This window comes from Lentibacillus kapialis, assembly GCF_014646635.1.
In the GTDB taxonomy this organism is placed as follows: domain Bacteria; phylum Bacillota; class Bacilli; order Bacillales; family Amphibacillaceae; genus Lentibacillus; species Lentibacillus kapialis.
Window position 1 is genome coordinate 1 of record NZ_BMNQ01000103.1, and the last position, 3875, is coordinate 3875.

5 protein-coding genes and 1 pseudogene are annotated in these 3875 nt (G+C 36.9%); all 6 read right to left on the minus strand.

From position 1 onward, the window contains the following. Positions 1–271: 271 nt before the first annotated feature. The gene (locus tag IEW67_RS17550) at positions 272–532 is read right to left on the minus strand and encodes a DUF4234 domain-containing protein (RefSeq protein WP_188634374.1); all 261 of its coding nucleotides are present in this window, start codon (positions 530–532) and stop codon (positions 272–274) included. A gap of 709 nt (positions 533–1241) precedes the next feature. Then, complete coding sequence (locus IEW67_RS17555; RefSeq protein ID WP_188634375.1) at positions 1242–1616, minus strand: hypothetical protein; 375 nt, start codon at positions 1614–1616, stop codon at positions 1242–1244. A 21-nt stretch (positions 1617–1637) separates the two neighbouring features. Next, on the minus strand, positions 1638–2273 hold the full coding sequence (locus tag IEW67_RS17560; protein WP_188634376.1) for a hypothetical protein: 636 nt from the start codon (positions 2271–2273) through the stop codon (positions 1638–1640). A gap of 48 nt (positions 2274–2321) precedes the next feature. Next, positions 2322–2462 (minus strand): hypothetical protein, encoded by a 141-nt coding sequence (locus IEW67_RS17565; RefSeq protein ID WP_188634377.1) that lies wholly within the window; start codon positions 2460–2462, stop codon positions 2322–2324. A 35-nt stretch (positions 2463–2497) separates the two neighbouring features. Next, positions 2498–3637 (minus strand): hypothetical protein, encoded by a 1140-nt coding sequence (locus IEW67_RS18280; protein WP_229671948.1) that lies wholly within the window; start codon positions 3635–3637, stop codon positions 2498–2500. Positions 3638–3742: 105 nt separating this feature from the next. After that, a pseudogene (locus tag IEW67_RS18555) lies at positions 3743–3875 on the minus strand (DUF4277 domain-containing protein); the annotation flags it as partial.

Consider the following 3875-nt stretch of genomic DNA (forward strand, 5'->3'; position numbering starts at 1 on the left):
TGTTCCTTTTTACCGTGTTTAAACATATGTAGCACCGCCCTGTGAAGAATTGTATAGTTACCTTTATTATAACGTAGTCTTGGTATATTTTGGACACTTTTTTACCCTTTTTGGGGGCTAACCATACTGTAAATACCAAATATGAAATAAAAATGTAGCAAGGGAAGAAATTTTCCCCGCATTCTCCTTAACCTTTAAAATGGTTTTTACCTGAAAGGATAAATACAGAGTAATAGTAATACCAAGATATGATACCACAATATCCAAATAGTTATATCCATCCATCAAATAATAAATTAACTGGGATAATGGTTAAAGCAATAAAAGTTGTTAAAATAAAAAAGCACATTGGGGTTATGAAAGAAATCCTTTCATCTGCATTAAATTTATTCAAAATTTTACGACGAGTCAAAAACCAATAAGGCAAATAAACTCCTAAAGTAATAATAGATAAAATGACTGTAAAGATAACGGGGGTTCTTTTCAAATTAAAAATGTTATTATCTTCGTCTAAAATCTGATTAATTTCCAAAGTCATCCCCCCTTACCATATAACCCGGTGTATCTGTTCCAGACTCTTCTTGCCAGTCAAAATAGTTGAGTGTAACAACAAAAACCATCAGTGGTAAGATAAAGCCATTTATAACGAAACGTATTATTAGAAAGGTGATAAAACCAGTATCAAGATTAAACCATAGAATAATATTCGAGGAAACACTCCAAACTAATACGTTCAAACATAAAAAAATAAACATAATAGTTATTATATCAACGAAACCCGAACGACCAACTTTATAAGTTCTCTTAAAAATATTCTTTCCATTCTTATTCTCAATAATTATACGGAAATAAAAACGCTAAAACTGACATAAATATACCTGTGATAATAAGAAAAACAGTACCAATCAATATACAAAAGATGTAGTAAACATTCATAATACAAACTGGAACAAGCATCATTATAAACCTATAGTAAATTCTTTTAATCTTAATTTCCTCATTTAAGCAAACTCTTGAAGCTAGACAGATAAACGGTATCTGCATAATATTTAAAATAAACATCTGAAGAATGGTTCCCGAAACAACAGATCCCCAACTTGGTCCAAACAGTATGAAATTGCTAGAAGAAAACGTGAACGATACAACTTGCAATGGGAAGACAATGGTACAACATATTAATAAAATACTTAAAAAATGGTCCAAATATAATGACCATGCTTCTTTAATATGCATTATCTATATCATCCTTTCACTTTTATTGCAAGTCGCCACAAATTTGTCGAAATTGCTGCTCCAATTAGACAAGCTATGATACCAAATAATATTCCTGATCTAAGGATAAACGGATATGCCAATATACCTGGTGAAAAATAAAAAATGGTAACTATCTGATTCAAAACAGTTAAAATAACACCTGAGATGGCTGCTAGTGTATATGGATGGTATGGGTTAAGATGAGCTACCAGTAACCCTACAGGAATGTAGCACAATAGATACAAAATAAAAGAAGAAAGAGGATCATTCCCCAAACCAGCCCATCCTAACAGAGTGCTGACGACAATAGATAAAAAGATTCCTAAACCTATGCCATGCCATATTGAATTTTCTTTTATCATAAACATCACTCTTTTTTTACATTAATTTGGATTTTCCTCACTCTCAAGGTCATAATCCGGATTTTCCACGCGAACCCATAAGCTATGGAAGCCAATGATAATAATGATACCGAATGGAATCAGACAGGCTGATATAACAAAGAGCGCAGTATTATAACCCTGAAAAACTTGTAATGTCCTTGCAAAACCATACGAGCCTCCTGCCGTACCGGTAACCAACAGAAAGGCCGCAGTCCAATACAACCTTCCAAATTTTGTTTTTCTCCACCTAGCTGAGAGTACACCTTCCACAACAACGTACCGAAAATAATGTGTAAGAATTAGACATAAAACATATATGCCAATTAATACAAATAATAACCATAATGGTTCACCTACTACGCGCCAAAACGGAATAAAGAGAAAAAATGCAGTTGTATCATAAACAAGAACGCCTGTTAAAGCATGCCATTTATAATCACGGTGCATTTGTTTTAAATACCCCAAAAAAACCCTCAAGATCAATAATGTAAGTATTAATCCCCATATTAGAGCATACGTACTAGACCAATGAGGGATTACGACAGCTCCAAAACCAACTAAACAAGGAATAAATGGACTCATGTATACATTTCTCGCTGCCTGTTCGGCTGCCGTTTCCTCTGGTTTTATTTTCATATATTCTTCACTTCCCTAACACCCCTCTTTTAAGCAATAAGGACATTACTAGAACAATTCACCTATGGAACTTCCGATATCTTTTAGTTTACCCCAAGCTTGAGTAGTTTTTTTAACACTCCAATTTAGACCAGCTTTTACTTTATTCTTAGTCCAATTACGTACTCTTTTTCCTGTATCTGTTGCCATTAAACCGCCAATAACCAACCCTGTAGTTGCGCCGATTACAGTTCCAAGCCCTGGTACCACTGATCCAGCGGCACTGGATGCTGCCACGTAGCTGCGACTGAGCTAAGTGCTGTTGTACCACCAGCAATTGCACCATCTGTAATCATCGAAGCAGCAAAATCGGTACTGCCATACCCTGGTCCTCCATTTGCTGCAGCGTTTTTCCCCCAGCCATAAGAAACAATATTACCGCCAAAAGTTAAAGCGTGACCTACCAGCCCACCACCTTTTAGATTGTTTGACGTTTTAAGTATATTTTTCCCATAATTTTTCTGCAATCCTGATTTAATTGAAGACGATATTCTAATATTCTTTTGTACATTCAAGTCTTTTGTGTTTTTATTGAAAACGGTTGCGTGCCTCTTAATCCCTCTTTCATCATGATACATTGAATCAAGAGCACCGCCAATTTTCTTATTCACTCTTCCTGCTCCTATGCTGTTAAGTTTTTTACCAGCAAAACTCCGTTGCCAACGACCGCTTATATCACGCGGCCCATTGATTTTAAGTTTACTTCCATCATGCCTGATTCGGTAACCCATTCCCCATGAAAGGCCGCCTGGGGCAGCTCTGGTTCCAAAGCTGTAGTATATGCCAGTTTCTTTAACTGTATCAATTGCGTTTTCGACATTTTTACCATTATTGGTTCCTGGACTATTTTCATTTTTAGTTCTTATACCGTTTTTGGCTTCATTCGAACCATCCGGACCACTATTTTCTGCAGAACCATTATCCTGATCTGATTGACCACCGCCAGTATTGTTTGATTCCCCAGTGGAAGGATCTTCTGAAGACCCTTCAGAATTCGCCCCGTCTCCGCTAGAACCATCAGCATTACCATTTTTATTACCGTCATCTGAACCACCATTATCACCTGATTCAACTGAATCCCCAGGTGTCATTGGAGTACCGGGCTCCATTGGAATTCCTGGTGTCATCGGTGTTCCCGGTTGCATTGGATTGCCAGGATCCATTGGGATTCCTGGCGTCATTGGAATTCCCGGTTCCATTGGAGTACCGGGTTTCATTGGACTAATTGCACTTGCAGCAGCAACTGCGGGAAATAAATTTAGCATAATTAATAAAAAGGCTGCAATTCCCGCGAAAAAACGTTTTTTGTTTCTAAGTATTTTCATGGTGTCGCCTCCTTTCATTTTATTAAAGGGTTACATCAATCCACTTAATATTTTAAATGAATTCGATTTTGGGCCCTGTCGCTTTTTGTGGTAAATTATCAGATAATCCCTGATGGCTTTTTGTATACCTTGGACCGCCTGGATATAAACCTTTTCAGGATCCGCTGCATAAAGGGCATCCAGTGCCCTTCCCAGTGCATCGTCATTAAAATCATCGGCTTTTCTTTCCGAACCGAAT

Coding starts and splice junctions, on each gene's coding strand:
- IEW67_RS17555 (WP_188634375.1), bottom strand. CDS start 1,616: ATGATAAAAGAAAATTCAATATGGCATGGCATAGGTTTAGGAATCTTT.
- IEW67_RS17565 (WP_188634377.1), bottom strand. CDS start 2,462: ATGGCAACAGATACAGGAAAAAGAGTACGTAATTGGACTAAGAATAAA.
- IEW67_RS18280 (WP_229671948.1), bottom strand. CDS start 3,637: ATGAAAATACTTAGAAACAAAAAACGTTTTTTCGCGGGAATTGCAGCC.
- IEW67_RS17560 (WP_188634376.1), bottom strand. CDS start 2,273: ATGAAAATAAAACCAGAGGAAACGGCAGCCGAACAGGCAGCGAGAAAT.